This is a genomic window from Nostoc sp. (genome assembly GCF_036919595.1).
Classification (GTDB): domain Bacteria; phylum Cyanobacteriota; class Cyanobacteriia; order Cyanobacteriales; family Nostocaceae; genus Nostoc.
In genome coordinates, this window is record NZ_JBALCO010000129.1 from 26,355 (window position 1) to 52,567 (window position 26,213).

28 protein-coding genes, 1 tRNA gene and 3 pseudogenes are annotated in these 26,213 nt (G+C 40.9%); 20 read left to right on the forward strand and 12 right to left on the reverse strand.

Annotation, left to right across the window (positions count from 1 at the left end; all coding sequences use genetic code 11):
* Positions 1 to 14: 14 nt before the first annotated feature.
* The 5 genes from V7K21_RS19275 to V7K21_RS19295 form a co-directional block, all read right to left on the reverse strand.
* The gene (locus V7K21_RS19275; RefSeq protein WP_335176868.1) at positions 15 to 221 is read right to left on the reverse strand and encodes a hypothetical protein; all 207 of its coding nucleotides are present in this window, start codon (positions 219 to 221) and stop codon (positions 15 to 17) included.
* On the reverse strand, positions 218 to 817 hold the full coding sequence (locus tag V7K21_RS19280; RefSeq protein ID WP_335176869.1) for an alpha-ketoglutarate-dependent dioxygenase AlkB family protein: 600 nt from the start codon (positions 815 to 817) through the stop codon (positions 218 to 220). Before V7K21_RS19280 ends, V7K21_RS19275 begins: the two co-directional genes overlap by 4 nt.
* Positions 817 to 1,008 (reverse strand): hypothetical protein, encoded by a 192-nt coding sequence (locus tag V7K21_RS19285; RefSeq protein WP_335176870.1) that lies wholly within the window; start codon positions 1,006 to 1,008, stop codon positions 817 to 819. The genes V7K21_RS19280 and V7K21_RS19285 overlap by 1 nt, the downstream gene beginning before the upstream one ends.
* Entirely contained in the window at positions 1,009 to 2,451 is a 1,443-nt protein-coding gene (locus V7K21_RS19290) for a hypothetical protein (RefSeq protein ID WP_335176871.1), read from the reverse strand.
* 67 nt (positions 2,452 to 2,518) lie between these two features.
* Positions 2,519 to 2,983 carry a hypothetical protein gene (locus V7K21_RS19295; RefSeq protein ID WP_335176872.1) on the reverse strand — a complete coding sequence of 155 codons (465 nt, stop codon included), beginning with the start codon at positions 2,981 to 2,983 and terminating at the stop codon, positions 2,519 to 2,521.
* Between the two features lie 350 nt (positions 2,984 to 3,333).
* Here V7K21_RS19295 and V7K21_RS19300 point away from each other — a divergent pair, with 350 nt between their 5' ends.
* Positions 3,334 to 3,687: a helix-turn-helix domain-containing protein gene (locus V7K21_RS19300; RefSeq protein ID WP_335176873.1), complete on the forward strand. Its 354-nt coding sequence runs from the start codon at positions 3,334 to 3,336 to the stop codon at positions 3,685 to 3,687.
* Here V7K21_RS19300 and V7K21_RS19305 read toward each other — a convergent pair.
* On the reverse strand, positions 3,626 to 3,874 hold the full coding sequence (locus V7K21_RS19305; protein WP_335176874.1) for a hypothetical protein: 249 nt from the start codon (positions 3,872 to 3,874) through the stop codon (positions 3,626 to 3,628). The genes V7K21_RS19300 and V7K21_RS19305 overlap by 62 nt on opposite strands.
* A gap of 188 nt (positions 3,875 to 4,062) precedes the next feature.
* Here V7K21_RS19305 and V7K21_RS19310 point away from each other — a divergent pair, with 188 nt between their 5' ends.
* The 3 genes from V7K21_RS19310 to V7K21_RS19320 all read left to right on the forward strand — a co-directional run bounded on the left by V7K21_RS19310 (position 4,063) and on the right by V7K21_RS19320 (position 5,512).
* Complete coding sequence (locus V7K21_RS19310; RefSeq protein ID WP_335176875.1) at positions 4,063 to 4,305, forward strand: hypothetical protein; 243 nt, start codon at positions 4,063 to 4,065, stop codon at positions 4,303 to 4,305.
* Between the two features lie 512 nt (positions 4,306 to 4,817).
* Complete coding sequence (locus tag V7K21_RS19315; RefSeq protein ID WP_335176876.1) at positions 4,818 to 5,018, forward strand: hypothetical protein; 201 nt, start codon at positions 4,818 to 4,820, stop codon at positions 5,016 to 5,018.
* A complete protein-coding gene (locus V7K21_RS19320; RefSeq protein ID WP_335176877.1) occupies positions 5,015 to 5,512 on the forward strand; it encodes a hypothetical protein in 498 nt (165 codons plus the stop codon). The genes V7K21_RS19315 and V7K21_RS19320 overlap by 4 nt, the downstream gene beginning before the upstream one ends.
* A gap of 499 nt (positions 5,513 to 6,011) precedes the next feature.
* On the opposite strand, the gene V7K21_RS19325 is transcribed toward V7K21_RS19320, so the two are convergent.
* Positions 6,012 to 6,230 (reverse strand): hypothetical protein, encoded by a 219-nt coding sequence (locus tag V7K21_RS19325; protein WP_335176878.1) that lies wholly within the window; start codon positions 6,228 to 6,230, stop codon positions 6,012 to 6,014.
* A 179-nt stretch (positions 6,231 to 6,409) separates the two neighbouring features.
* On the opposite strand from V7K21_RS19325, the gene V7K21_RS19330 reads away from it, so the two are divergent.
* Both V7K21_RS19330 and V7K21_RS19335 read left to right on the forward strand, forming a co-directional pair.
* Positions 6,410 to 7,513: a hypothetical protein gene (locus tag V7K21_RS19330; protein ID WP_335176879.1), complete on the forward strand. Its 1,104-nt coding sequence runs from the start codon at positions 6,410 to 6,412 to the stop codon at positions 7,511 to 7,513.
* Between the two features lie 138 nt (positions 7,514 to 7,651).
* On the forward strand, positions 7,652 to 7,993 hold the full coding sequence (locus V7K21_RS19335; protein ID WP_335176880.1) for a hypothetical protein: 342 nt from the start codon (positions 7,652 to 7,654) through the stop codon (positions 7,991 to 7,993).
* Here V7K21_RS19335 and V7K21_RS19340 read toward each other — a convergent pair.
* Together V7K21_RS19340 and V7K21_RS19345 are read right to left on the reverse strand one after the other, a co-directional pair.
* Entirely contained in the window at positions 7,990 to 9,084 is a 1,095-nt protein-coding gene (locus tag V7K21_RS19340; protein ID WP_335176881.1) for an integrase, read from the reverse strand. The genes V7K21_RS19335 and V7K21_RS19340 overlap by 4 nt on opposite strands.
* A 158-nt stretch (positions 9,085 to 9,242) precedes the next feature.
* A tRNA-Thr gene (locus tag V7K21_RS19345) sits at positions 9,243 to 9,314 on the reverse strand.
* A gap of 367 nt (positions 9,315 to 9,681) precedes the next feature.
* On the opposite strand from V7K21_RS19345, the gene argF reads away from it, so the two are divergent.
* The 9 genes and pseudogenes from argF (at position 9,682) to V7K21_RS19390 (ending at position 17,616) form a co-directional block, all read left to right on the forward strand.
* On the forward strand, positions 9,682 to 10,602 hold the full coding sequence (gene argF / locus V7K21_RS19350) for an ornithine carbamoyltransferase (protein ID WP_335176893.1): 921 nt from the start codon (positions 9,682 to 9,684) through the stop codon (positions 10,600 to 10,602).
* Between the two features lie 216 nt (positions 10,603 to 10,818).
* Positions 10,819 to 11,424, forward strand: a complete 606-nt coding sequence (lexA, locus tag V7K21_RS19355; RefSeq protein ID WP_335176882.1) for a transcriptional repressor LexA — start codon at positions 10,819 to 10,821, stop codon at positions 11,422 to 11,424.
* 100 nt (positions 11,425 to 11,524) lie between these two features.
* Positions 11,525 to 13,039, forward strand: a complete 1,515-nt coding sequence (locus tag V7K21_RS19360; protein ID WP_335176883.1) for a DNA phosphorothioation system restriction enzyme — start codon at positions 11,525 to 11,527, stop codon at positions 13,037 to 13,039.
* Positions 13,040 to 13,345: 306 nt separating this feature from the next.
* Complete coding sequence (locus V7K21_RS19365) at positions 13,346 to 13,519, forward strand: hypothetical protein (RefSeq protein ID WP_180277607.1); 174 nt, start codon at positions 13,346 to 13,348, stop codon at positions 13,517 to 13,519.
* Positions 13,516 to 15,588: an AAA family ATPase gene (locus V7K21_RS19370; RefSeq protein ID WP_335176884.1), complete on the forward strand. Its 2,073-nt coding sequence runs from the start codon at positions 13,516 to 13,518 to the stop codon at positions 15,586 to 15,588. Before V7K21_RS19365 ends, V7K21_RS19370 begins: the two co-directional genes overlap by 4 nt.
* 11 nt (positions 15,589 to 15,599) lie before the next feature.
* Positions 15,600 to 15,986 (forward strand): annotated as a pseudogene (locus V7K21_RS19375) (Uma2 family endonuclease); the annotation flags it as partial.
* A 103-nt stretch (positions 15,987 to 16,089) separates the two neighbouring features.
* On the forward strand, positions 16,090 to 16,563 hold the full coding sequence (locus V7K21_RS19380) for a DNA phosphorothioation-associated protein 4 (RefSeq protein WP_335176885.1): 474 nt from the start codon (positions 16,090 to 16,092) through the stop codon (positions 16,561 to 16,563).
* A gap of 73 nt (positions 16,564 to 16,636) precedes the next feature.
* A complete protein-coding gene (locus V7K21_RS19385) occupies positions 16,637 to 17,164 on the forward strand; it encodes a hypothetical protein (RefSeq protein ID WP_335176886.1) in 528 nt (175 codons plus the stop codon).
* A 164-nt stretch (positions 17,165 to 17,328) separates the two neighbouring features.
* Complete coding sequence (locus V7K21_RS19390; protein ID WP_335176894.1) at positions 17,329 to 17,616, forward strand: HNH endonuclease; 288 nt, start codon at positions 17,329 to 17,331, stop codon at positions 17,614 to 17,616.
* A gap of 77 nt (positions 17,617 to 17,693) precedes the next feature.
* On the opposite strand, the gene V7K21_RS19395 is transcribed toward V7K21_RS19390, so the two are convergent.
* Together V7K21_RS19395 and V7K21_RS19400 are read right to left on the reverse strand one after the other, a co-directional pair.
* A complete protein-coding gene (locus V7K21_RS19395; RefSeq protein ID WP_335176887.1) occupies positions 17,694 to 18,899 on the reverse strand; it encodes an AIPR family protein in 1,206 nt (401 codons plus the stop codon).
* A 123-nt stretch (positions 18,900 to 19,022) separates the two neighbouring features.
* Positions 19,023 to 20,621, reverse strand: coding sequence for a DGQHR domain-containing protein (locus V7K21_RS19400; RefSeq protein ID WP_335176888.1), 1,599 nt, complete (start codon positions 20,619 to 20,621; stop codon positions 19,023 to 19,025).
* 169 nt (positions 20,622 to 20,790) lie between these two features.
* Here V7K21_RS19400 and dndC point away from each other — a divergent pair, with 169 nt between their 5' ends.
* Entirely contained in the window at positions 20,791 to 22,446 is a 1,656-nt protein-coding gene (gene dndC / locus V7K21_RS19405) for a DNA phosphorothioation system sulfurtransferase DndC (protein WP_335176889.1), read from the forward strand.
* Here the strand turns inward: dndC and V7K21_RS19410 are convergent.
* On the reverse strand, positions 22,443 to 22,688 hold the full coding sequence (locus V7K21_RS19410; protein WP_335176890.1) for a helix-turn-helix domain-containing protein: 246 nt from the start codon (positions 22,686 to 22,688) through the stop codon (positions 22,443 to 22,445). The genes dndC and V7K21_RS19410 overlap by 4 nt on opposite strands.
* 121 nt (positions 22,689 to 22,809) lie before the next feature.
* Here V7K21_RS19410 and V7K21_RS19415 point away from each other — a divergent pair, with 121 nt between their 5' ends.
* The 4 genes and pseudogenes from V7K21_RS19415 to V7K21_RS19430 form a co-directional block, all read left to right on the forward strand.
* On the forward strand, positions 22,810 to 23,064 hold the full coding sequence (locus tag V7K21_RS19415) for a hypothetical protein (protein ID WP_335176891.1): 255 nt from the start codon (positions 22,810 to 22,812) through the stop codon (positions 23,062 to 23,064).
* 112 nt (positions 23,065 to 23,176) lie between these two features.
* A pseudogene (dndD, locus tag V7K21_RS19420) lies at positions 23,177 to 25,161 on the forward strand (DNA sulfur modification protein DndD).
* A gap of 68 nt (positions 25,162 to 25,229) precedes the next feature.
* Positions 25,230 to 25,616, forward strand: coding sequence for a DNA sulfur modification protein DndE (dndE, locus tag V7K21_RS19425; RefSeq protein ID WP_335176892.1), 387 nt, complete (start codon positions 25,230 to 25,232; stop codon positions 25,614 to 25,616).
* Between the two features lie 51 nt (positions 25,617 to 25,667).
* Positions 25,668 to 26,120, forward strand: a pseudogene (locus tag V7K21_RS19430) (DNA phosphorothioation-associated putative methyltransferase); the annotation flags it as partial.
* Positions 26,121 to 26,213: the final 93 nt, after the last annotated feature.

The window sequence follows — 26,213 nt, forward strand, 5'->3', positions numbered from 1 at the left end:
GAAGACTGACCCCTTCAATTGTCAATGCTTTGGCGCACAGAATCGAGTTCACCCTCAATGTCGTCAAAGGTTTCCTTAATTACTTCGTTATCAAATTCTGATTTTTGAAATAACTCGATTCTGCCAACAAACTTAATCAACCTGTGTAACTTTCCATGCGCTCTTACCAGACCATAGAAAGCTTGAACATAGTAACAGGGTGAATCAGGTCTGCTGCTCATTTGAACCTTCCATAAGGTCTAAAAGTCAGGTTTACCCTTTCAAACAAGCAGTTATTGTCTTTGGGTAACTGATGCACGTAGCCTTCCTGACATCCAGGAAGCATGAGCAATAAAGAGCCATGCTCAAGCCAAAAATGAGTGGGTTTTGAGCCTTTAGTTTTGGGTTTAATTGAGAACTTTCGACAAGCCCCCAGGCTAATAGAGGCGATTGCTGGACGATACCCCATTGACGCCTCATCATCGCTATGCCAGCCGATGGAGTCAAGACCTGTGCGGTAGCGGTTGCCGATGACGATATCGAATTCAAAACCAGTTTTGATTGTGATGCGATCGCATGTATACAGTAACTCTGGTGTCCAAGGACGCGCCTCAAGATTGACACTGCCTGAGTAGACATAACTCGCGCCTTCTTTGCCATACATGCACTCCAGTCGGGGGACTGGAAGCGGTTTGCCTAACATTCGTATCTCATTCTGCTGCCACTGCAAAGCCTTGCAGTGAACCATTAGAGCGTCAACCTCACTGCCGTGTAAGAAGCCAGGATAGTACTCAATCGGCAGTGTGCTGGGGATATCAAATAAAGTTAGTTGCTGCATTATTTCCAATAACTCCAATCTCCAATAATTGAATATGGGTAACGGAACAGATGAGTTTTTGTGACTATATTTACTAGCTTGTATTCTTTGCCTAGTAGCAAGTTTGCTGCGGGAATTTGGATTGGCTTTCCGGCGATGATTTTTATGTAATCATCTGTTGATAATTTAATAACTACAGAGGTAGTCTTCATTTACGCCGCCTTGTGTGATAAAGATTTTTCCAAGGCTTTCCAGATAGCTTCCAAGTGAGCGCTTGTTAGTTCAGGCTCGACTTTACACATCACCTCATGCAGCTGCTTAGGAGTGAGTTTAAGAAGTGCGATCGCCACCTCAGTCACCAGCACATCACCAATAACGTTGAGGTTGGTAATTAAAGCTGGTTGCTGTTCTACTGGCGAACCAACGTTTCGAGCCAAATCCGGGAGTAATTGCGATCGCCCCCGCCCAAACCCCATCTCTTTTTGCTTGGCAGCTGTTTCTTGGGCAACAGATGTAAAAGTTTTTTCCTCTGTATTAGGCTCAAGATGCCGGAATGCAATATTGTCGCGCTTATTCTCAGGCGCACCATCAATGTGCGCCATCACCTCAAGACTCAGGACGACTCTTACAGTGGCCAGTTTCCCTTTGTGGGGGCCACCAATGATTTTTACCCGTTCAAGTAGCTTGGGTATCCAGCGAAAAACGCGGTCTTGGGCTTCGCCCAAGTGGAGCGATTTTTTAAGAGAGCGCTGCTGTATATCCAATGAAGGGGAAACTGCTGGCTTAACCAACTTGTATGCCGCATCAACACCTCTAGTCCTAGACAATAATTGCTTGAATTGCTGATGCCGATGATGCTGGACACTACCAACAGGAGCATCAATTGAATTATCCATTTCACGAACAGCAGCGACCGCGTGTTCGTAATTGACTCCACTGCCCAGTCCAACACGCTTTGCAATATTATCGCGGGTTTTACCCTGTGAAAAATTTTTCACGGGGTCTACTTTTTTCCCTGCTTTGCTTCGTAATGTGGACTCCTCGCGTTCGATTTTTTCCCATAGAAGCCCTTCACGAACTTTCTGCTCTATAGTTTTCTCTCTACCCACGTTGCCTGCAAGCAAGGTTTTCAATTCCTCTTGCTCACTGTTGAAAATTTTTAGCTCAACAAAAAATTCTTTTCTTCCTAGCTCACAACCGACTTTGAAGCAGCTGTTTCCCGAAACTATCCTATATCTCTCGTTTCCGTTGAGGAACTTGTCGAGAGTGACAATTAAGGGCTTTATCCAACCAGTGGAGGCGATCGCTTCTTTCAGAAACTGGAGGTCTTCGTTTTCCCCATAAATCGACGCATTCAAGGGATGAACATATAGCAACTCAGCACTGATAGTAGTAAATAACGGCGGAGGAACTTCAATGATAGGCGGCTGCACTGTCACCATTACCATTTCCTGGTCTAGACTTTTAGCCGCTTCTAAGGCATGAATGCCTTCAATTAATTCTCCCGATTCACTGATAATAATGTCGGGAATAATACCGTCAGCTTGAAAGCTTGATATAACTTTTGCGACTTCTGTTTTGTCAATACCTAGAAAAGTCGGAACCTTTATTTCATGAGGATTCCAGGACTTGAAATTATTAAGTCTTTGTGTCATAATTAAGCCTAATTAAGTTTTTTCAAGTACTTGAGAAAGAAAATAATTTGGCGTGACTTTTATAGAGTTACGCCGTTTTTTTTGCTTTTGTTACCTGCCGTTTTTCGGGCGGCAAAACCAATCTCGCTTCACACTTTTCAATGTGAAACTGATATCTAGGAATTTGGGAAGAGGGACTTCGCACATCACGCACTTCAATCCCAACGCGCAAGGTTCCATCTCGCACCATTACCCGCAACTGCTCATCCGAGTTAAGTCCCAGCAGGGAGTAGGCAGTATCCGTGTCATACCACTGCCTTTGAACTCGGTCAGTGGTAGTCACTCCTAACATTTCTGCTAGCTTTTGTTTAACGAGCTTTTCTACGAGAGCCTCAATTTGGCTTTCGGGGATAAGTCTTGTCTTGGAAAATTGTTCCTGTAGGGCGCTTCGCGCATCCTGTGGCGGGGAAAACCCCATGTGTGGCATCGTCTCCCTGGTTGTGTTGACCGCATTTTCCCCTTCCGTAATTTTGTAAGCCCCTAATTGCTCCATAACCTATTAGTTGTAGATGCCCTAAGTCGTTAAGCTGTTTTTTTTGGTATCCTGGATTGCTGTTATCTCAATGCATTGCCCACCAGGCAGCCTAAGTGAGTAAGTTATGTCCTCGTATTCAAGCCAGCTTTGTATGGCAAAAAGAATAAGTCCGGTCAAAGGGATTTTCGTTCTTTCTGATTCTTGCTGTAGTTTTTGTTTGATTTCATCGGGTAGCCGTAGACTTGTTGGAATTATTTTGCTCATTAGTTTAGTAACTGAACTTTATCAGCTTAATATTAAGTATAAACTACGTAGTATTATGTGGCAGTAAAGTGCAAAATCTTTACAGTAGAAATTTGCACTTCTTCATGGATAGGAAAAAACTGGCGGCTATAATTCGTGAAACTAGGGCGGATAGGAGCCAGGGAAAATTTGCCAGGGATTTGGGGGTAAATCCTGGAACTTTGAGAAATTGGGAATTAGGCAGCAGCGATCCTGATTTGGACAATTTGAAAACGATCGCGGATGCAACTGGGAGAAATCTACTCCAGCTGATAGCCGAAATCACAGGAGAGGAGCTAGAAGCACTGCCAGATCCTAAAAAAGCCGAGGATGTAATGGCGATCGCTCGTCTGTTGAATAAAACTGAGCAATTTAGGCTTATTCAGCTTTTGGTTGATCAGATGGGGATTCATGCTGGGATTGAGCTTGAGGAGGACTAGCCGCTTGCTCTAGGTAATAAGCAGCGTTTTGCCAGTTGTTAGATTGATTTTCTGACCAATCGGCAAGGGCAAGAAGTAAATCGCGGAACGTAAAACCTTCTTGTTCTAAATCGGATATTAAGCCAGAGGTAAATTCTGAAAGGGCTTTTATCCGCATTTGTGCAAATATCAGTCGGAAACTGTGCATCTTCGGAATAAGTGATAATATTTCACTTATTGTAATAGTTGTATTATTTGTCAGAAACTTAAAGAAGGGTGATCTTTGTTGCTTGATTTTGTGGAATTCATCCTTAAAAAATTTTTCACTGTTGTGTTTAGGTGTGGGTTGGTTTTGGGATTGCTAGGTATAGTTCTATTCCAGCCACAAAAATTTTTATGACAGATCAAAAGCCTGTTCAGAATGAAAAGACCATGATTGCTTGGGGGCTTTTGGTTGCCTCCATAATTTGTTTAGCTCCTTTTGCAATTGGTTTAATCCTTAGAGGATCTTCCGATAATTCCAGCAACAACTGCTACGAACAAGCAGGGCAAGAAATACTCAAGAGGGAAGGCAGTAAAGCTATGAACAAATCCGACGTGGAGCGCTATAACAACGAACTTAAAAGTCGCTGCGGATAAGAAGACAGCGATCGCACATGATTTGTGGCAGCGTTACCGAAATTTTGAATGAGTATTTTGTCAAATCATCGGAGCTAAATTAAGCTCCGATGATTTGGTTCACCAAGGGCTTTGGAAACGATACCTGAAGTCATCTCACAGGGCAGTTGTGCCGCAAGTTGGCTACTGATAATGAGGCAGCAGCGCACCGTTTTCGATCCTCTAAGTGGGTGCGAATCATAAATGCTGACGACAAATGTGATTCGCGGTTGGTGCGATAACGTTTGAAAGCCTTGGTTATCGCTTTTTGTGGCCAGCAAACAGTCTTACAAAAGCGCTATTTTGCCTCTGGTTGCTGAGGGCGATCGCACTTTGTACGAGAAAGGCGATCGCTTTTGTGGAAAGGTAACTTTCCGAATACGGATGAATTTTGCATCCGTTTTTGAAAAGTTAATTGGATGAAAATTTTTTCACTCTTGTGGTTAGACGTGGGTTGGTTTTGGGCTTTCTAGATACAGTCCTATTCCAAAACCATGACTGATCCACAAAAGAAACCAAACCCAGCAGTTGATGAGCTTGTGTCCTTGCGGCAAGAGATGAAAGAGTTCAGAAATGAATTCGCTAAGTTCAGTAAAGAGCTATCTCTCAAGGTCGCGTTTGGTGTTATCGGTTCGGCTATCCTGTGCTACTTTGTGATCGGGCTTCTCTCCTTACTTTTTGGGCAGGGAAGATGATGAAAGATAATGCACCCTTTTTGACACCGAACCCTCAAGATTTCAAGCTCCGCATTGTTTGGAGTGCCGATGGATCTACCAAAATAGTGGCTGAATTATCAAACTGTAAGTGGCTTCCCCGAATTGGTGAAACTCTCGTTTTACCAATTGATGAGAAACGCCAGTCTAGCTTTTGGCAGAAGTTTAAGGTGTTTGATATTATCTATGATTTCCGAAATCAGATCGCTAGAGTTTTGTGCAGCCCTGTAAAATCATTGACACCACCCAGTGCAAAAACACTAATTGAGGAACTTAAGAAGCCTAAAGATAAGTGGGATGTCTGGGAACGCCTCGAATACAAACTTTCTCAGATGGATGAGAAAGATATCGACGACGACATAGAGGTATTGAAAGCAGAGCTTTTGAATCCAACGGCAGTACCTAAGCCCATAAAAAATGAAAAATACGCAGATGTGGATCTGGAATCTCTCAGGAAAGAACTAGACGAATTGTGATTCACCCTAGCATTGCCACAAATCTGCAATGCTAGGGTGACATATTCAGTTTTCAAGGTTCAGAACCCAAAGCAAAGGAAACAGTGCCTGAAGTTATCCCGCAGGGCAGTTATGCCGCAATTGGCTACTGATATCAGGGCAGCAGCACACTGTTTTTAATCCTCTGGCTTGGGGCAAATTGCAAATGCTGACACAAGTGCGATTTGCGTTGGGGCGATCACATTTCTGATGGCTCAGGTGCGATCACAGTGTTGATTGGTATATGAAAAATTTCCAATCACAACTTTAGCCTATACTAATGATTTCCTATAGTCAATAATAAACCTATAATTTTTATAGGCTAGTAGCTAGCTAGCCTATAAGCGCAAGCCTTTCTTAAAAGGCAAAAAGTACTAAAACTTCAAAACCCCTGAATGCTAATGTTCAGGGGTTTTTTCTGGTGGTTTTAAAAACTGGCGGATGCGTTCGCGTGATTGCCTGAGTTGCTCCGATGCGCTTCTCAGGCTGCTAATTCCCCCAGTATTGTTTCAGTACGCTCCCTCCATTCCTCAAGTTCAGCGACTTTTTTCTTGATGTCCTCAATTTCTTCGTCATTTTTTGGCGATAACCCTAAATAATTATCAATGAATTCCAATAGAAGGCGACTGGCAGAAGTACCACTTGCCTTAGCTTTTTTGATGAAAGCATCTTTCTTTTCTTCCGGGATGCGGAAGTTCATTTGAGTTTCCCCTTCCCCAAGATTTCTTGGCATTCTACGTTTACCTCGTTGTTCACTTTTGGCTTTTAATTTGCCTATACCTAATCTTACTCGGATGCCTAGTTTTTGCCTAGCTTACAAGCTAGTCCTACCAAGAGCCTACGCAGCAGCCTACACAAAAACTTGACCTGGGAAATCTTTTGCCTATACTAAATACAGACACCAAGAAGCGCCACCCTCCAGCAAAGAAAAATGGCGCTCTTGGAACCTTAATAACAACATCAGGTATAAAAATTATGACACAGCCAATTCACACGCGCGAGAACCTGGAAAATTTTTCAAGAGGTCAGTTACATGAGTTGTGCGATCGCCTCACCATCCCTCGCCGTCGCTCCAAGGAAAATTGCATCACTGATATCCTTGCAGCCCAGCCCCAGGTAGTTGCACAAGCGAAAATTTTTGGGGAACCCCTTGAACAACAAAACAACGAACAACCCACCAACTTGCCCATAGTAGGCGATACTCATTTTATCGGTGGTCTCCTCCTTCGTTGCTCCCAAGTAAATTGTGAATACGCAGTTGTGTGGGATGTGCTTGATGAAAAGAATGTGGTGATGGGTGATCTTGCGATGGGCTGGGATTGCAACTGGTGTCACACCATGAGCCTTGATACGTTCGCCACGCCCCAAGAAGCTGTTATTGATTTGCGCGAAATGCGCCACCGGGGAGTATCCCCGTGGACACTTTCGCGTCAATCACTCCAAGCCTTCACCCTTGAGGATGAAGTCATCGCATTCGAGAAAGTGGCTCCTGAAACATGGGAGGCGTTGTTTACCGCCGCAGGCATCGTAAATGGTGTTTTGGTTCGCATCACTCTTGCAAATGACGGTTACATTTGCAATCTTGTCGAGACTGTATTCGCTGATTATGAATCGGCGATTAAGGGGTCATTAGTAGCTGTTGCCAGACTTCAGGAGAAGAGGTTGTTAGAGCGCACTGAACGCGCCGAAGCCATCCAGGTGCTTGAACAAAACGGTAATGAATTTGTAGTTGCTAACTCCGAGAACGGAAATCACTACGTCGTTCGCCCCAATCACCCTGAAGTTAATCAACGCTGCGAGTGTGCTGATTGCCATTATCGAGGCTCCAAGTGCAAGCATCAAATAGCTGTGGAAACCTTTTTGAATCAACGACTAGAGGATGTAGTAACGCTCGACGACTTACTAGATAAACCCTTTGACGAGCTCGTGGTCGAGGATTGGGAGCGGATTTGTAAGCCGGAGTTGGAATTAATTGTAGCCTGAATAATTAACCCCAGGAAAAATTTTTCCTGGGGTATCGAAAACTAGTTTTAAGCGATCGCCTGCCCGGCAAAGATTGGCGATCGCATCGACAGGCTTACGCCTACGCACTTGTCCAAACCAATAAAAGGAATAAACACCATGAAGTATAAGTATATAACAACATCAATATTAGTGTCCGCAATGCTGCTTACTGAAACCGTCTTATTTTGCGTAAATGCCTTGCCTCTCCATGCTCAACAGTGGTGTGGTAAGGCTAACAGTAGAAGAGAAGGATGTCCTGTGGTGCAAGTTAAAGATGATGGTGGGTATGTCCCACCGAACTACGGCGGTTCTGATAGTAGTCATGGTCTCGCCCAAACAATCACAGAAGCTCAAGCCAAAAGACTATGGGCGAGAGCACGCAATGAATGCAAGCTGTCTTTATGTGAAATGAGGACAATTTTTGCTGAGTTTAAAGTGGAGTTAACTAAGGGTGGCTAATAATTGGAGCGACTAATCAAGGGGGAGTATGCCAAGCTTTCGTCAAACACGCGTCGCTTCTCAGATTCAGATATCCAACGATTATAAATTCTCAGGAATACCGCGCTATCGTGCCCCGTCCAGTCTGCTGCAACTGCGACGGGTATTTTATATTCTGTGCTGAGGCGGATACAAAAGGCATGGCGCAGGCAATATGGTGTAAAGCTTACCTTCCGCCTGCTGAAGGTTTTACTTACTCTGTTACCGTAATCTTTAAAAGTTTTGCCCATGCAAGGCAACTGGTAAGTTTTGTATAGCTCCCATTCAATTGCCCATCTGTGATGGTAGGGATATACCTCCCTGCTTCCTGTCTTGCCTCTCAATACTTTTAATATGTGTGGCGGCTTTGATGAGATTTCGCAGAAAAATATTTCATGTGGACGAAGACCATAGCAACTCAAAACACCATAAGCCCACTGCCAATCAGGACGATCATCAAAAAGCGATCGCGTCTCTTCAATTTCTGAAGTACTGGGGATGTAGCGGGGTAATGACTCACTCGCTCCGTAGGTGCCAGTGTAAGGTGATAAGTCAACTACCAGTCCAGCAAACTTGGCTAGTGTTGTAAATTTTTCACAGACTAATTTTCGCTTTCTGGTATTGGCTTTTACGCTGCAAGCGGCGGCAATCAAGTTTTCTAAATTTAGTTCGCCAGAAAGCAGTTTCCATGCGCTCAGGTAATCAGATTTCCATGTGTTTTCAGTTGTGGGATTTTTCCCACGCCTGGCATAATAGTCTTCTTCAAATTTGGCAATCCAATATTCGCTCCTAAGCGAAGTCTGTTCGGACTCTGCCAGATATCGGCTCCAGTCAAATTCTCCACGCGCCAGGAGTCCCCCAGCGATTTTTGCTTCTGCTTCGGCTCTTTGAAGTCCGGCAGGGTTAGCGTAAATGCCTAAAGATAAATATTGTTGATGCCAAATAACCTTGTTACTGCGCGGCTTGGGGGGAAATGTAGCTCGAAGAGATAAGCGATCGCCCCTAATCTCCACTTTCACACCCACTTTACCTGCTTTCAGGCGATCATTAATAGCTTCAACTGTCCATTTCATCGACTGACATCTTGGCTAAATTTGAGCTAAAAAGATTCTACGATTTAGCATGATTTAGGGTAATTTAGCATAATATTATTACTCTAAATCGTTTTATTCTCAAAATAATAAAAAACCAGAACTCGGTCTGGCGCTTGAAATTACTGATTTTACGTCAAGGCCAGCAGCGGGATTTGAACTCGCGACCTTCCGATTACAAGTCGGATGCACTACCACTGTGCTATGCTGGCGGGTTTAACGATCGCTCTAAAATAGCAACCACAATTTCTAATTATACCATAATCAACTTATTTGTCTAGCTATAATTCCTAAAAAATATCTCCTTCTTCCTAAATTAGACTAAAAGACCAGATATTTTGGGAATATCACTGCTTTTGTGTCCCGTAGATGGTTTAAGCTGCGTAGCAATTGTGATCAAACAGAAAAAAATCAGTGATCAGAATCACTAATAAAGTTGATAAATTAATATTCTTAACAAAAGCTAACTCAAATTATAGGCTGGACGCAAAAATATCTGGTACAGGTTTAAAACTGTATTTTTTTGATCCGGCTGGTAAAGCAACAGAAATATATAATTGTTCTTTACACATCGGAAGCATGGCAGCGTTGATCGGACGAGATTTATTAAGTCTAGCGGACATCAGTTCTACAGAACTTCAAGAACTCCTGCAATTGGCAACTCAACTTAAATCACAACAGCTGAAGTTGCAGTGTAATAAAGTTTTGGGGTTGTTGTTCTCCAAAGCCTCAACTCGCACGCGGGTAAGTTTTACTGTAGCGATGTACCAACTGGGTGGACAGGTAATCGATCTTAACCCCAATGTCACTCAAGTTAGTCGTGGGGAACCTTTGCAGGATACGGCGCGGGTGTTAGATCGATATTTGGATATTTTGGCAATTCGCACTTTTGCACAGCAGGAATTGGAAACTTTTGCTCACTATGCGAAGATTCCGGTTATTAATGCGCTTACCGATGCAGAACATCCTTGTCAGGTATTAGCGGATTTATTGACGATTCAAGAAGGCTTTGGCACCCTAGCCGGGTTAACTTTAACCTACGTGGGTGATGGAAATAATGTGGCTAATTCTCTGATGTTGGGCTGTGCTTTGGTGGGGATAAATGTTAAAATTGCTACCCCTAGCGGATATGAGCCAGATTCAAGGATTGTAGAACAAGCAAGAGCGATCGCTAATCACAAAACTGAAGTCCTCCTCACTCATGATCCAGAATTAGCCGCTAAGGGAGCTGCTGTACTTTATACTGATGTTTGGGCGAGTATGGGGCAAGAAGCAGAAGCAGGCGATCGTCTGCCTATTTTCCAGCCTTACCAAATTTCCGAGCAGCTATTGAGCCTTGCTGATCCAGAGGCAATTGTTTTACACTGCTTACCAGCCCATCGTGGTGAAGAAATTACCGGATCTGTTATTGAAGGTTCCCAATCACGAGTTTGGGAACAGGCAGAAAATCGCCTCCACGCCCAAAAGGCTTTACTTGCCAGTATCTTAGGGGCAGAATGAAAAAAGACGCGATTAATCGCGTCTGTACAGGAGTCAGAATAGCTAATGTGCGATTGGCTCCTGACTACTATCTTGGTAAAAAATCCAAAATAAATGGGTAAAAGAAAAGAGAATATTGTTTCTTTTGCCTTTCATATTTTTACTTTTCTCTTGTTATAGGGAGTTTTTTGTAGTACTAATGTTCTAGAGACATTTATAATTACTTCCCGCAAATTTATGGAACGTCTAACGGAAGCTCAACAAGAACTTTACGAATGGTTGGCAGAATACATCCGATCGCACCAGCATTCGCCTTCAATTCGGCAAATGATGCAAGGGATGAACTTGAAGTCACCAGCACCAATTCAAAGTCGCTTGGAACATTTACGTACTAAGGGATATATAGAATGGACTGAAGGCCAAGCGCGAACCATTCGGATTTTGCGTCCTGTAAAGCAAGGTGTACCAATTTTGGGGACGATCGCTGCTGGTGGTTTAATAGAACCATTTACTGATGCTATAGATCATCTAGACTTTTCTAATTTATCATTACCTCCCCAAACCTACGCTTTGCGGGTAACTGGCGATAGCATGATTGAAGATTTAATTGCTGATGGCGATGTGGTATTCCTGCGTCCAGTAGCAGAACCAAATCATTTGAAAAATGGCACCATCGTCGCCGCCAGAGTTGATGGATTCGGTACCACTTTAAAACGTTTTTATCGCCAAGGCGATCACGTTACCCTCAAACCAGCAAATCCTAAGTACAATCCCATTGAAGTCAGCGCTATACAAGTGCAGGTGCAAGGTTCTCTCATTGGTGTTTGGCGCGGTTACAACTGAGTAATAAGAAAGTGATCAGTTATGAGTTTTAAATTACTAACTCCCAACTCCTAACTCCTAACTTATTACTTGGGTTCATCACCACGTTTGTGCTTAACATATGTACCTGACGCCAAATTCAGTGCAGCAACTGCCTACTTTCCGCGAAAGTGACCACGGGGATACTCCCCGTGGCGTATTTCGATTAAAATTACCATTTGCAAGGGAAAGTAAGGGCAGTTATAACACGCAACCATTACCAGGATGCCCAAAAATGCCTCCATCTCTGCAATTGCGGCAATATCAGCAAGAAGCGATCGCTAGCTGGTTTACCAACAATGGCAGAGGGACGCTGAAAATGGCTACTGGTAGTGGTAAAACGATTACTGCACTAGCGATCGCTTGTGAATTATATCAGCAGATTAATTTACAAGTGTTGTTGGTGGTGTGTCCTTACCGCCATCTTGTCACCCAATGGGCGCGAGAATGTGAAAAATTTAATTTGCAACCTATTTTAGCCTTTGAGAATTTACGCACTTGGCAAAGTCAACTTTCTACGCAAATTTATAATCTGCGTTCTGGTTCTCAACGGTTTGTGACTGTGATTACTACGAACTCCACTTTAATTGGAGATGGTTTTCAGTCTCAACTCAAATATTTTCCTGCCAAAACTTTAATTATTGGGGATGAGGCGCATAATTTAGGCGCACCCAAGTTAGAAGAAAGTTTACCGCGTCGCGTTGGGTTGAGACTGGCTTTATCTGCCACACCGGAGAGGTATTTTGATGATTTTGGTACGCAATCTATATTTGATTATTTTGGCCCAGTTCTCCAGCCAGAGTTTACTTTGAGGGATGCGATCGCTCAAGGTGCTTTGGTACATTATCTGTATTATCCGGTGTTGGTAGAGTTAACTGAAGCAGAAAGCATTGCCTATTTAAAGTTAACTAAAAGAATTGGGCGATCGCTACTGTATCGGGATCGAGAAAATGGCGAATCGGGATTTGAAGACAATGAAGATTTAAAGCCGTTGTTAATGCAAAGAGCAAGATTAATTGGTGCAGCAGAAAATAAATTAACCGCCTTGCATGAATTAATGGCAACTCGCCGCGAAACTACTCATACTCTTTTTTATTGTAGCGATGGTTCACATGATGCAGGACAACGTTCATCCCTACGCCAAGTTAAAGCTGTGGCTAAAATTTTGGGAGTGGATTTAGGGTATAAGGTAAGCACTTATACCGCTCAAACAACTTTACAAGAGAGGGAAATATTACGCCGTCAATTTGAAAGTGGCGAGTTGCAGGGTTTAGTCGCAATTCGTTGTTTAGATGAAGGTGTTGATATTCCGGCAATTAAAACTGCGGTGATTTTATCAAGTTCTGGTAATCCCCGCCAGTTTATCCAGCGACGGGGACGAGTTTTACGTCCTCATCCGGCTAAAGAACGCGCGACAATATTTGACATGATTGTTTTACCACCAGATTTAGATAGAGAAACTATAGAAGTTGAGCGCAATCTGTTGAAAAAGGAATTACGTCGGTTTGTAGAGTTTGCTGATTTGGCTGATAACGCTGGTGAAGCAAGAATGAAGTTACTTGATTTACAAAAGCGATATGGGTTATTAGATATTTGATGATCAACCAGAGAATAGTTGTCTTTTTTTGTAAAATTTTTCGAGTTTTGAAAAAAGAAGCATTAAGTATGAAATAATAAATTTATGAGCTTAATTATAATGCAATATAATTAAAAATCTAAAAACTATTTACATCCCATTATAAAAAAGATTATTGAAATTGATAATAACAGAAAACAATTAAAGAATAAAGCGTTTTTTGAAGAAAATTAGGATTTAAAAGATAACGCAAACAGTGGCTTTACTGAGGCGATTCAAGCACTAGAGAAAGTTAAAATATAGAAAAAGTATATTTCAAAACTCAATATGTCACAAGAGGCGAATATCGACGATGTACAGGAGCCAATAACCAGCGCTCCACCGGAAGTACGGCAAATTATTGAGCGGGTATGGAAGCTGGAAAAAGGCAGGCTAGATAAGAAGATTAACAGCCATATAAATGATAATATTTTGGACATTATTAAGGAAGAGGTGCGATGAAGCTGACTTCAATCAAGCTATGCAACTTTCGCTCCTTTTATGGTATGACACCAGAGATGATCCTGGCTGGTGGAGATGTTCACAACACGACAATTATTCATGGCAATAATGGCTCTGGCAAAACTAGTTTACTAAATGCCTTTACGTGGGTATTATATGATAAATTTAGTGCAGCGTTTGCATCGATAGAGCAGTTGGTAAATAAGCGGGCGATCGCCGAAACTCAAAAAGCTCAAGCTGTAGAATGTTGGGTAGAAATTGGCTGGGAACATGAAGGTAAACGCTATCGAGTTAAACGCACCTGTCGGGGTTACAAAAACGAAAGTGACTTTGACGCTAGCAAAACTCAATTAACCATGTGGGTTGGTGCGGATGATGGTAAATGGAATATACCAATTCAGCAACCAGATGATATAATTAATCAAATTTTACCCGCTACTTTACATCAATATTTTTTCTTTGACGGTGAACGAATTGAAGAAATAGTCCGTTCTGACAAAAAAGCTGAAATTGCCGAAGCTACAAAAATTTTCTTGGGTGTGGAGGTAATTAATCGTTCCATCAGACATTTGGGAGATGCTAAAAAAACTCTAGAAAATGAGTTAAAAGTCATTGGTGATTCCGAAACTAAGCAACTGTTACGACAGCAAGAAAAAATAGAGCGAGAGCGTGAACACATTACAAAACGGCAAACTGAAATTAAAGAAGAGTTAGAATATCAACAAACTTTTAAAAAAGAGACAAGTAACCGTTTGCGAGAACTGAGTGCTGCTAAGGAATTGCAAGAAAGATGGCAGAATTTAGAATCTCAGAAAGCGGCGAACCAAGAAGAATATAAAAAAACTAAGGAAGCGCTAAAAAAAGTTATTTCTGCGCGGGGTTATACCGTTTTACTGTCAGAAACTACAGCACAGTTCCAAGGAATTATCAATGATTTGAAGCAGCGAGGCGAGTTAACATCAGGAATTTCGCGGGAATTTGTCAATGATTTACTCAATTCTCAACGCTGTATTTGTGGTGCAGAATTACATGAGGGTAATCATTCTCATACTCATGTGAGTACCTGGTTAAATAGAGCAGGTTCTTCGGCGGTAGAAGAAACTGCAATTCGGATGAGCGCTCAAGTAGATGAAATTGATAAGCAAGCGATAGGATTTTGGGAAGAAGTTGATAGAGAACAAACTAGAATTAATCAATTAAGGCAAAGCATATCCCAAATTGAAGGCGATTTAGACAATATTCAAGAACGGTTACGAAAAGATGCTAATGAAGAAATTAGCAGTTTACAAAAACGGTTAGATGAAATTGAAAGTAAAATTGATGAATTGAATCGAGAACAGGGTGCAAATCAGCAGCAAATTGCTCAACTCACAACTGAAATTGAAGGTTTAAACAAGCAAATTGCTAAACAAAAGCTGAATGAAGACAAGCAAACTTTAGCACAGCGACGGATTCACGCCACTCAAGATGCAATCGAAAGGTTAACAGAAGTTAGAAATCGTCAAGAGCAACAATTTAGGCTGCAACTAGAAAAGCGAGTCCAAGAGATATTCACCGAAATTTCTGTGACTCCATACATTCCTAGAATTAGCGATAAATATGAACTGACATTAGTGGAAAATACCACAGGTATAGAAGCGCCAGTTGCAGCATCCACTGGGGAGAATCAAATTCTCAGTTTATCCTTTATTGCCAGCATCATTGACAAAGTAAGGGAATGGAGTGAGAAGCGTAAAATGATGATGATTCCCGATAGTAGCACTTTCCCAATTGTCATGGATTCACCTTTCGGTAGTTTAGATGAAAGTTCGCGGCGACATATTGCTAAAACAATTCCCCAATTAGCGAATCAGTTGATAGTTTTAGTTACTAAGACTCAGTGGCGGGGTGAAGTAGAAGCAGAAATGACAGACAGAATCGGTAGAGAATATGTGCTTACGTATTATTCATCTAAGCCGGATTGCGAACAAGATTATATTGAGTTGGCTGGGGAAAGATATCCTTTGGTAAAACAAAGTCCGAACGAGTATGAATATACTGAAATTATCGCGGTTGAACGTAATGTTTAAAGGATGAAGTTATGGTTGCGAGTGCAGAAGGAAAGTATATGACTCCCCAGGAATACTTGGAATGGGAAGAACACCAAGATATTAAATACGAATATATCAATGGTGAAGTCTTCGCCATGACTGGGGCTACTATTCCCCATACTACTATTGTTCTCAATTTGGCTTCGGCGTTAAAAAGCCACTTACGAGGAGGTTCGTGTCGCGCTTTTATGGCGGATGCAAAAGTAGGTGTATCTGAAAATGGATCATTTCACTATCCAGATGTTGTGGTGAGTTGTGATGAAAGGGACAGACAAGCGATTAAATTTATTCAGTATCCTTGTCTAATTGTCGAAGTTCTCTCTCCTAGTACAGAAGCTTACGATAGAGGTCGTAAATTTATTCAGTATCGCCGTTTGTTTAGTGATCGCCTGCATACTAATATAAAATAGTACTTTGGTAAGTGCGTAAGCATCGCTTTTGGCTGTTGGTTAAAATAGCAACAATTTAGATATTAAAACAATGGCTGAAACTGGCAGAATTAGAGTTGCTAAAGATAAGGCTGAGTTGGTTAAAGATTTAACTTCTTCAGATGGTGGAACAGGTCCTTTTCAGACTTTTGCTGATGTGATTGTGTTTGCAGCAGCTTTGGGTGCAAAGCATAAAAGACGTGTGCCTTTGGGAGAGATTTCTAAAAGAGAACCATCACCAATACCCCAAGAACAGTTCATAGTCAGGGGATATAATACGGTAATAAATTTAATAGCAATTGTTGAAACTCAAGATATAAAAGTTTTATCTCTCCAAGAAGGAAACAATAATGAAAAACGTAATTATATCTTTGAAGAATATGCCAATGGCGGGCTTGAAATCCTACAATCAGAAATCCGGGGTGCAGTAGATTATTCTGAAAGAATTTTATTGATACTCAGTTCTGAAAGGTTTCAAGATAACTCTGAAGAAGAGGATTTTGATTTAAGCAAATTTCTTTCATAAATCACCATCAATCCACGCTTAATAATTATAAACAGACTGAGAAAATACTTGTGATTTATAAAAATATGAAACAATGAGTAAAGCACAACAGCCAGTAAATCAGAGAAGTTTAGTTTATTATTGTGAATGTTTCTCTAATATTAAGGTATATAAAAGTCAGAAAAAGGGTGATGCTCTTAATAAACCTATATTACTTTTATCTATAATTGACCTAATTACACAAGATTTAATCACAGATAATCGTATTACTATATCAGATAAATTGATTGATAGCTTCAAGAAGTATTGGGAAGTACTTGCTTCTAGTACTTTTAAGGGAAGTGATTTTGCGCTTCCTTTTTTTCATCTAAAAAATGATAATGGTAAATTTTGGTATCTCAAGTATAGTTCTGGATATGATGGTGGTCGTTCGCAAACAATTTCCAAACTCAAGGAAGATGTTGACTATGCACATTTGGATGATGAACTATTTAATTTCATCTTGAATGAAATTTCTAAGCAAATATTAATTGATGCACTTGTTTCAACTTGGCTAACATCTGAAGGTAATACGATAGAAGGTTTTTTAAACATTAACCAAAATTTGAAGATGTACCCTTAGAAATAGACAAAGCTATTGATTCTAGTAATTTAGATCCTAATCATAGATGGAGGTTAAGAAAAGCAGTAATTAGAAATGCTTTTTTCAGGAAAGCCATTGTAAATATTTATGATTACAAATGCGCTTTTTGTGGGTTAAAAGTAAGTAAATCTCTAACTAAAAACATCGTTGATGGCGCATATATAAAGCCATTATCACAATTCTATGATAGTAGAATTCATAATGGAATAGCACTGTGTAAAAACCATCATTGGGCATTTGATCGCGGTTGGTTTACTGTAGATGAACAATACAAAATTATAGTTAGTAATGATTTGGAAGAAGCATCTCCCTATACTAAATCTATGAAAGATTTTCATGGTGAAACAACACTTATACCAAATACAGAGCAACTCTTTCCAGAACTGGAAGCGCTACAATGGCATCGTGAAAACATATTTCAATCAAGATGAAATAAATATCAAACTATACCCATATAAGAGTTTAACTGCCAATAAGGGTATAGTTATTAACGCTCAGATAAGTTTAACTATTCAGTTAATTTCAACATGGGAACTAAAAGAAGGTTAGACCATGTTGAAGCAGAACGCCCAAAGGCGGCTGGATTTCCCCTCCCCTCATTTCTGTAGGCAGTTAGCAAGTTATTTAAGAGGGTGTTTCCCATCTCATCCCATAACTTTTCGACAGGACTCTCCCACTTTCCATCTTTGATAAATACACGGAAGGCTGCAAGAATGGGAAATACGAAAGTAATGGGAAGGGTGTGATTAAATTGCTTACCTGTGATGAACTGATAAGTCTTTTTTTCAACGCCGTTTAACTTACTCAGCCCTTTTTGCCGATCATACTCATCACGAAGACACTCCTCAATATAGAGTACATCTTTAAGTAAAGGCACAATCTCACTAAAGTCTTCCTTTTTCCAATTCTTAATGAGAGTTCCGTATGCAGAGCAAGTTGCACTAGGATTTTTAGGTGAACCGTCTGAACCTCGCCAGGGATACAACTTGTTATTAATGCAAGCAAGGCGACGAACCAAATCAGTCACATCGAATTGCTTATTTTCGCCCTCTCTGAAAGCAACATAAGGTTTACATCCAGCAGGAAGGTATTCTTCGATGATGTCCCAATCTTTAGCTAGGTTTTTAAGACTAAACTCCTCAACACTCTCACTAGTATTACGATACCTACTGATATTTGATATTTCTTCTTGGCTGATGTTGACCAGCACAAAAATTTGCACACTAGCATTTTCCAACTCTGAGTAGTCAGCCTTACCAGTTTGTTGGTTAAGTTTTGGTTTAGATCCTTTTGATTTTAATTTATCGTAATGACTACGGGCTTTTGTGATAGCAGTATAAGTGTGCCCACCATTTACGATACCATTACCGATGAAATTGTCTTCCTGTCCTTCCTCAAAACTAACAAGTAAAAGCTCAACATCAAACCCTCCACCGGCACCATGACCTTTAACCTGTATTGAGTCTGCAACAATTAAAATTCCATTGTTGTAGAAAATAAACTCTTCTGGCTTTTGTGCCAGAGTAGTCAACATACTCTTTACAGTCCGCCGATTTTCGTTGGCTAGTCTGGCATTGGGATCTAAAGGCAAACCTTGAGGCACTTCGCATAAAGGGACTGTCAGATTCCAAATTACTCTACTGGACTCTTTGTCCTCTTTGTATGCTTTACAAGCAGCAGTAGCAAAGAAAGGAGCTGTTATTTTTGTAGCCATTTATTTTTCCTGCGCTCTACGGAACGCCTTGCTTATGTTTTGTGCCCAACTGGACACTCACAAAATTATACACTTATACTTTGGCTAAATGCAACTATAGAAACGTCACTTTATATACAATCCTTACAGGAGAGATGGAAGTCCTACTTGCTTAGGTTCAACAAACTCGCCATCAAAACCTATTGTTTTATTTTCCACAGTCCTAGCATCCGCCAAAGCCTTACGAAGTTCAGCACGTTCCATCTGTTCTTGAATTCCACCCAGAATATAAACCAATAACTTCGCCGCCAAATCTCGTCCAGCAACTTGCACCCGCTTTTTATTTGGGTCGTACAAAATCCCATACCAGAGAGATTGGGGATATTCCATACCACTAAAACCACCTTTATGGTCAAACTTCCGCAGTTTCTTAAAAATATCTTCCAAAGAAAAACCCTTTTTAAAAACTAAAATTCCCAAAGCTTGGGCTAATGCAACTTGAGCAACTGGACGGAAAAGCATATTTCCTTCACCTCCATCTTTCTCAAAGCTGAAGCGCCGTAAAGCTGGTGTATCCTCGTGTTCTAAAATTTTATAACTGGAAAGACTAGCCAAAGAATTAAACAGTTTTCTAAATTCCTCAATTCCTTGCTCAAGTTCTTCATCCTCTGGACGCATGGGAATTAGACCTTTCTCCAAGGGTTTCCAGTGAGGGAACTTTTGAGCCAAATATCGCTCAGACATATCTTGTAGAGCTTGCAATGTCGTCAAAACTGTAGAATTGGAAGCCACTGTTGCACTATTCCAATTAACGCGGGGATTGCGCTCTTGTCGTTGTTCTAATAGTGGATGCGTAACTGCAATTTTTCTAGCAATGATCGCAAAACCATTATCCTCATTCAACTGTGTTAGTTGTCCTTTAGTCAAGGGTGCAGCCATCAGGTTGACATGAACAAAAATCGATCTGACTCTACGCCTCGCCTGGGTACGAGTTTCCCCAGCCGCTACCGCACAGATGAATTCAATACCAATTTTTTCTTTGGGTAAATTTTGCAAGTAAGCAAGGTCTACTTGGTACTTTTCTATCAAATCATCTACTGTAATAAAACTGTCATCAGCACCTTTATCTTTTTTATAGCGCTGGAGTTTACGAGTTTTAATTAACTCCATCAACCCCTGAACCCCCATTAATCGGTGTTGACCATCTAGTGCATAAATGGTTACATCATCCTCAGAAATATTTAGCAGACCTACCTTACCATCTTTATCTAGAGGTATAAAATCAGTCGTAGACTTGATGGCGCGTCCTTCGTTATTCCACTCAGTAGCTTTGGGATTATCTACCCAGGGTTGATTAATCACTACCAGTACCGGCGGAAACTTGTGGTTGTGTCGAGCCGCTAAATACTGGACTAGCGGTGCTTGACGTGACCAATCAAGGGGACGCTGCTGAATTTCATCAATACTATCCGCGTCAATTTCGACATTATCAGTCTCTGGATTATACTTTTTCTGAAACAGAGGTAAGCCAGAGGCGAAGTGAACCCGACCTGCGAACCATTCCAGTGTAACAGAGCTAACATAAGCTTCAGTACCACCCATCTCGGTTTTTTGAACGGGAATCTGATCTTTTCTCCCTAAAAACTTCTCCAGGAGTAAAGCTAGTACCTGTTTTTCCTTGTTTTCTCGTTCCAGATACTCTCTAGCGATGTCAACAGTTGGGTCAGATGCACTATCTTTCATGTTAAATTTTAAAAACAGAATAGTATTATGTAGTTTAATTATCCAAAAAACTTGATATTAGTAAAGTTTTTAAAAACTTTTCTTCAACCCACGGAGGTGGGTTTTGTCTGTGTAGCCGCGAATTCTATTCGCCCGGATATTACGCCAGTGTTTCCAGAGAGAAGGAGAAATGACTACAGCACAACAACCAGAAAATCAAGTTAAGCAACCACGTACTGTAGCAGAGTTAGTGGACTACATCCAAGCTCTCACCACTGAAATTCAAGAATTGTATTGTTTAGATGAGATACCTTGGGTGGTGGGCTATTCGGGCGGAAAAGATAGTACTGCAACTTTACAGCTTATCTGGAATGCGATCGTAGCACTCCCCCAGGAAAAGAGAACTAAAACCATCCATGTTATTACAACTGATACGCTGGTAGAAAACCCTGTGGTCTCTGTTTGGGTACGTAACTCTTTAGAACAGATGAAAGTTGCTGCTAAAGAGCAAGAAATGCCAATTGAACCCCATTTGCTTTATCCTGCAATTAAGGATACTTTTTGGGTAAACTTAATTGGGAAAGGCTACCCAGCACCGCGAAACAGATTTAGATGGTGTACTGAACGTCTTAAAATTCAACCATCTGACAGCTTTATCCGTGCAGTTATTAGGTCTAGTGGTGAAGTAATTCTTGTCTTAGGTACACGCAAGGCTGAAAGTACTAAACGTGCTGCTACGATGGCTAAACATAGAGAATGGCGGGTGCGTGATCACATAAATACTAATCCCAACCGACCTAACTCATTGATTTATCTTCCTATCGAAGATTGGCGTACTGATGAAGTTTGGATTTATTTAAATCAGTGGCAAAATTCTTGGGGATATAGTAATAAAGACTTATTCACTATGTATCGAGGTGCAACAGCCGATAATGAATGTCCACTAGTTGTTGATACTTCTACTCCTAGCTGTGGTGATTCTCGATTTGGCTGCTGGGTTTGCACAATCGTTAGTAAGGATAAATCGATGGAGGCAATGCTCCAAAATGATGAAGAGAAAGAATGGATGCAGCCATTATTAGATATCCGCAATCAATTAGATATTAAAGATGACTGGGACAAAAGAGATTTTAGAAGAATTTGGGGAGATGTCCAACTATTTGAACGCAATAAAAACGGGGAAATTTCTGTTGAACCAATACCTGGCCCTTATACTAAATATTGGCGGGAACATTGGCTCAGACGATTATTAGAAGCACAAACAAAAACCCGTCGTACAGCGCCAGAAAATATGCGCGACATCACCCTAATTACTTTAGAAGAAATGAGCGAAATTCGCCGTATTTGGCTAGAAGACAAACACGAATTTGATGATAGCTTACCTCGTATTTATCAAGAAGTAACTGGTGAAGAATTTCAAGACCCCCGTCCTGGCGCTGACCTTAGCTTATTAGGTAGCGATGAATGGGCTGTGTTAGAAGAAATCTGTGCAGATGACGCGATGCACCTAGAACTGATGGCGAAGCTTTTGGATACAGAACGTCAATTTCGTAAAATGTCACGTCGTGTGGGAATCTACGACACATTGGAAAAATGCTTTATTACTAGTTCGCGTTCTAAAGATGAAGCGGTAAAAAATGCTCATTTGAAACGGGATTTGAAAACAGCTGTTGAACAAGGTGATATTGAAAAGGTCAAGCAGCTAACTTTAGCAGATTTTGTCGTCACGAATGCACAAGCTGACGTAACAACACAAGAATCTGACGTAACCAATGCTACACAATCTGCTGATGAGGCTAAGACTTGGACAAATATAAAATTTAAAAATAGAGAGACGAAGCTTTAAGTTTGCTGTTCATCTTTATCAGCATCTCCCAAGTACAGCTTGATAAACTCTTCTGCTGCGGCTGGATTAATTTTCTTGAGTGCATCCCGAATTTCTAGCACCCCCTCCGCTACAGGGTCCATTATCTCATTTACCCAGCGATTAACATTTGAGCGTCCAGTTCCCATTGTCACTGCTAACTTATTTTGGCTAATGCCATGTGTCTCTAATACCTGTTTCAGCGCTTTTCCTGCTTTTCCCATGCTTTTGATTGTGTCAAAGGCTTTTAACCAAGTAAATGTCCCGTATAAGCGACAAAAGGTGTAAGATATTTATGTCCCGTATACGGGACATAAATATCTCTAGAAAAATATGTGAGTTCCAATGACTAAAAGCTTTTTGGCAGATACCTTTCCAACCATCTTGCCGCTTGTTTCCGCCAACGAATCTCAAGAAATAACACCAACGAGAGAGTTTGTAAAAGTAGTAATTTATGGTTCTAAAACAGGTGTTAACAACACAATTTTGACCCTTTACAAGCTGGGTTTTGCTCAAGTTAATGAATGGAGTCCTTTATTACCTAGTTCCAACCCTGGAGAAGTCATGAGTATCTTAACTAGGTATATTTTGACCAATTGACTCTAATTCGGCTAGTAAAAAATATGGTAGGGTGGGCAATGCACACCCTACACAAATAACCGGACAATACCGTGTGAATTCCATTTGCCATATATTTTATTCTTAAATATCAATGATATTTCTTGAACTTGTACTACAAAACTTTGGCCCTTACTCTGGAAGACAAGTAATCAATCTTGATCCAAGAAAAGATGAAAATCCGCGCCCAATTATTTTATTAGGTGGGATGAATGGTGGGGGAAAAACTACGCTAATGGATGCTATACGCCTTGCGCTTTATGGTCATCGCGCTCAATGTTCTACCCGTGGTAATTTGAGTTATAACGATTTTCTGAACCAATGTGTTAATAGTAAAGCTAACCCTGCCGAAAAAACGCGGATTGAATTAGTTTTTGAACACATCGAAGATGATAAACCAGTAAAATATCGGATTGTCAGAACTTGGGAAAAAAACCCTAAAGATGGTAAAGATTATTTGGGAATTTTAGGCGATGATGATACTTGGCCTGTTGAGTCTTTGGTGAATACCTGGGATGACTATATAGAAAATCTGCTGCCATTAGGAATTCTAATTTATTTCTCTTCGATGGTGAACAAGTAAGAAACCTTGCAGAACAGGAATCACCACCACAGATTGTAATTGAAGCCATTCGGGGACTTTTAGGGCTAGAATTATCTGATCGTTTAGCAGTTGATTTGGATATTTTAGTCAACCGCAAACGTAAAGAAGTTGGTAATAGTAAGGATTTAGCAAACATAGAGGAAATTGAAACTCGGTTAACCCAACAGCAAGAAGATTATCAAACAACAGGAGAGAAATTAGAATCACTCAAAAATCAGTTAGAAGAATTAGAACTAAAGCAGCAGGAAGCTTTTGATAAATTCATTTCTGATGGTGGTAAGATTGCAGCAGAACGCAGTCAACTAGAACTACAACAGAAAGCGAAAACTGTGGAAGTTGAACAAGTCCGTCAGTTAATGTGTGAATTGGCGGCTGATGTTTTACCCCTAGCATTAATTCCCAATTTGCTTAGTCAGGTGCAAGCACAGGGAGAAAAAGAATTTCGTCATCGACAAATACAAATTTCCAAAAATTTGTTAATTGAGCGAGATCAGCGCTTCCTCTCTTGGCTAAATCAGGTAGAAATTGCTCTAACAAAAGTTGAAAAAATTAAATCATTTTTAGTCCAAGATATAAATAATTTATATGCAAAAACTCTTGATATGGAAACACCTTGGCTATTAGCTGATGATGAAACGTTAAGTCAGCTAGATAATATCATCTATCACTTGCAAAATTATCAACTTGATGCCAAAGGAAAATTAGCTATTATCAAAAATAAAGAAGAAGAAATTATCACTTTGGACAGACAAGTGCAAACAGCAGCAGCACCAGAAGATTATACAAAGCTGCGTCAAGCACTAGAAACGGCACAAAATAAAGTTGTCGAAGCTAAAGCAAATTACGAAACAATTCGCCGCCGTTTAGCTGAATTAGAAACTATTATTGCCAAGTCAAAAAAAGAATTAAGTGAATATACAGTAGAAAATATTCAACATAAAAATAACGAACATATTATTACCTCTGCGGCTAAAGTTCAAGACACACTCAAGATTTTCCGTGAAAAATTAACTTTGAGAAAGCTCAATAAATTAGAGGAAGAAGTTAAAAATTGCTTCCTTTATCTCCTTCATAAATCAGACTTAGTACATCGCATCGCCATTGATACCAATACATTCGGACTTTCCTTATATGATTTCAATGGTAAACCAGTCCCTAAACATCGCCTCTCGGCTGGTGAAAAACAACTACTAGCGATCGCCTTCCTCTGGGGTTTAGCCAAAGTCTCTGGACACCGCCTACCAGTAGCCATCGATACGCCACTAGGGAGACTAGACTCTTCCCACCGCAGCAACTTAGTTGAACGTTACTTTCCATCTGCCAGCCACCAAGTAATTCTGCTATCTACCGATACCGAGATTGGAAAGAAAGAAGTAGAAACACTGCGAGAAAACGAAGCGATCGCCCGTGAATACCTACTCAAATATGACTCCGCTACCCGCCAAACAACTATCCAAGCAGGATATTTTTGGTAGTAGATATTATTAGAAAATTGAGCGATGTCTAAGGACAAGCCGCTACGCGTCTACGCAATTTAAAAATTATGGAATCACCAATAGAACGTATTCGTCTTTCTCAAGCAGCCAAAGACCAACTTACCAAACTTAGACGCAGCACCAAAATCGACCAATGGAATATCCTATGCCGTTGGGCGTTTTGTCGTTCCCTCGCAGAATCAACCGCACCCTCTCCTGTCCCAATTCCCCAGGATAGCAACGTCGAAATGACTTGGCGCGTCTTTGGTGGCGAAATGTCCGATATTCTCCTCCTCGCCCTCAAGCAACGCTGTCACAATGATGGTTATCCCACAGACAAAGAAACCCTCGCCACCCAATTTCGCTTGCATTTGCATCGCGGTATTGGTTACTTAGCAGGCGATCCAAATATCAAGAAAATTGAAGATTTAATTGAACTAGCGGTTAAAAATTGAAAGGATATTAGTTGAGTGTTAACTGTTCACTGTTAACTGACAACTAATATTATGCCTGAAGCGCTAGAAATCGAGCGTCATAGAGCTGCGATCGCTCGCACTGATTTATCTCGCCCCGTCCGATTAGCAATAGAATGGGCAATTCTGCATCAACACACCACTTTTTTTGACTACGGTTGCGGCTACGGTGGTGATGTGCAGCGAGTAAAAAATTTAGGTTACACCAGTGCAGGCTGGGACCCTTACTACTATCCCGATGTACCATGCACCGCCGCCGATGTGGTCAATTTGGGTTACATCCTCAACGTCATTGAAGATTCAGAAGAACGCCGTCAAAGCCTTCGCCAAGCTTGGGAACTCACCGGAAAAGTTTTAATTGTCGCGGCTCAAATACTGATTAACGCTCCCAGCAAAACCCAACTTGCTTACAATGATGGCATTGTGACACGCCGCAATACTTTTCAGAAATATTACGAACAAGAAGAACTCAAAACTTATATTGATCCTGACTTTTCCCGTTAAGTCTTGAAAGGCTTACTAGTAAAGGATTTAAGAAACAGCACAGCAAATACGGTAAAGTAATTGCAATCGAGTGCT